The sequence below is a fragment of the Photorhabdus sp. RM323S genome, assembly GCF_042879375.1.
Classification (GTDB): Bacteria; Pseudomonadota; Gammaproteobacteria; order Enterobacterales; family Enterobacteriaceae; genus Photorhabdus; species Photorhabdus tasmaniensis.
In genome coordinates this window covers 1-2351 of the sequence record NZ_JBHFKZ010000129.1, presented here as the reverse complement: position 1 = coordinate 2351, position 2351 = coordinate 1, and the positions used below count along the sequence as shown (strand labels likewise).

The window sequence follows — 2351 nt, the reverse complement described above, 5'->3', positions numbered from 1 at the left end:
ACAGAAATTCAAATTAATTATGTCCGATCATCAGAAGAAAAAAGCCAGCCCAAAAATCTGGCTTGCTCAGTATGTGAGGAATTTAAGGAGAGAGGCATGAGAGAACTACGAGACGACTCATTAGTTGATATGAAATTTATGACAAATGATACAGGCTTCACGAGTCGTTTTTTTTACAAACAAATTCAACAAGGTAAATTACCCTCCCCAACGAAGATCGGGAGATCATCACGCTGGAAGTATGGAGAATATCAAAGTTGGAAAGAGTCATACACAAAGCCAAAGCAAAACTGAAACTGAAACTCTGCGGGCACAAGTGAGGGCACAATTTTTAACACATTAAAAAATAATATTTTATATCAACATATTGCGTCGTTAATTTGGTGTTTGCAGGGGACGCCACTCTTAAGTGACTGCTCCCCGCCGTAAAGAGGGTGTCGCAAAAGGTCAGCATTGAAAATAAACCCACAGAGATTGATTGCCTGTGATTGGGGCTGGCAACCCATGACAGGCTAAAAATAGCCCATAATATCAGGGCAACTCTGGTCGCCCTTGCGCCCCAGGAAGCCGCCCAACTGGGCTATATCTTTTCGAAATAATTTTATCAAGGCGGAAAGTCCTTAATGGGAGGATAGTCATTGACACTTGCTATTATTTGGTTTCGCAGCCAGTCAATACCTTCATCTCGCCATGTTCCAGCAGACCAATATATCCGGATGCTAATCATTGGCAACTTGAAAGGGAGTTCGACAATGCGCAATGCTGTTCTCCTTTGTTGGGATAGAAGATGAACCAGCCGTTCTGGAACAACCGCTGTGATAGACGTCCCTGTAAGCACTTCCGGCAACATAAAGAAGTTTGGCACAGTGATCACGGGTTTGATGCCGTGCAATTGAAAACGTTCAGGCACAATCTGATGAGCTGAATTGGGAACATAAGCCACGGCATAACGGTGTAGTACAGGCGCTATGGCAGCATCATGCACTCCTACATACCTATCCTTAAATAATAGTGAACTGGTTTTACGTGCCTTAAGTTGAGGGATCCAGCCAAAGGCAATATCAATGCTTCTGTCGTCAAGCTGATCTACTAGGGTACCTTCCCAGGTACCAATCGTCCGGATGCGTATACCGGGAGCTGTTGTCTCAATCCGGGACATTAGCCGGTTAAGCATGAGCATTTGGCCGACATCTGTCATATACACACTGAAAGTACGCTGGGATGTTGCAGCATCAAAATCTGATGGGGTATTGAGAGCTGATTCCAACATGGTCAGCGCCGATGTAACTGGCTCAACCCAATTACGCGCCAGTACAGTAGGTTGCATACCTTGCGCACTGCGAATAAACAGTGGATCACCGGAAATTCGACGCAAGCGGGCCAGCAGTGTTGAAACAGTTGGCTGTGACATCCCCAATGTATCAGCGGCACGTCCCACGTGTCGTTCACGAAATATGGTGAGAAAAACATTGAGTAGCCGGAAGTCGAGCTGATCAAGAGAAATATGTCGTTTCACTTTTCCTCCTAATAAAACTACCTAAAAAAGAAAAGGTATTATAAGGATTTCCAGATAATGAAAATCCAATATTATGAATTGCCAGCACGGTTCTGATAAAATAGATTAGTAGTATTTCAAAGAAATGAGAAATTATTATGAATGTTTTTTCCCGGGGAAAACCTGTGAAATTCTCGTTTTCCCCGGCCAGTGAGCTTCCACGTTTGACTTCGTTCATCGTACTGCTTATGTCGGTGGCAGTCGGTCTTTCTGTGGCTAGCAACTACTATGCTCAACCTTTGTTACACAGCATTGGTTTACAATTCAATTTGTCGACTACTGCGGCTGGAAGTGTGGTCACTGTAGCCCAATTAAGCTATGCCTGCGGGCTTATCTTGCTGGTACCGTTGGGTGATATCATTGAGCGGCGCAGTCTGATCGTTCTTATGACTGCTCTGTCTGCCTTCGGTTTGTTGATCACGGCGTTTGCATCCAGCCTCTCTTTTGTCATATTGGGCACTGTTGTTGCTGGTAGCTTATCGGTTGTAGCGCAAATATTGATTCCTTTTGCTTCCACTTTAGCTGCTCCGGGCGAACGAGGCAAAGTTGTGGGTATGGTCATGAGTGGGCTGCTATTAGGGATCCTTTTGGCCCGTACTGTGGCTGGTACGTTGGCCGATCTTGGCAGCTGGCGTACCGTTTACTGGGTTGCCGCTGTGTTAATGTTGGCTATGTCTGGCGCACTCTGGTTCGTACTTCCACGTTACAAGAGCCTAGTAGAGCTGAGTTATCCGCGTCTGCTTGCTTCTATAATCCGCCTGTACACCGATGAACCTCTGTTTCGCGCCCGGGCCCT

General features: G+C 45.7%; 3 protein-coding genes. 2 read left to right on the top strand and 1 reads right to left on the bottom strand.

Annotated features, from left to right (window positions below; translation table 11 throughout):
- Positions 1 to 294 (top strand): helix-turn-helix transcriptional regulator (locus tag ACGF7G_RS22120; RefSeq protein WP_387468423.1); only part of this gene is annotated, 294 nt, incomplete at its 5' end.
- Between the two features lie 310 nt (positions 295 to 604).
- Here the strand turns inward: ACGF7G_RS22120 and ACGF7G_RS22115 are convergent.
- On the bottom strand, positions 605 to 1516 hold the full coding sequence (locus tag ACGF7G_RS22115; RefSeq protein WP_387468421.1) for a LysR family transcriptional regulator: 912 nt from the start codon (positions 1514 to 1516) through the stop codon (positions 605 to 607).
- A 227-nt stretch (positions 1517 to 1743) separates the two neighbouring features.
- Between ACGF7G_RS22115 and ACGF7G_RS22110 the strand changes: the two genes are divergently transcribed.
- Positions 1744 to 2351 (top strand): MFS transporter (locus ACGF7G_RS22110; RefSeq protein ID WP_387468425.1); only part of this gene is annotated, 608 nt, incomplete at its 3' end.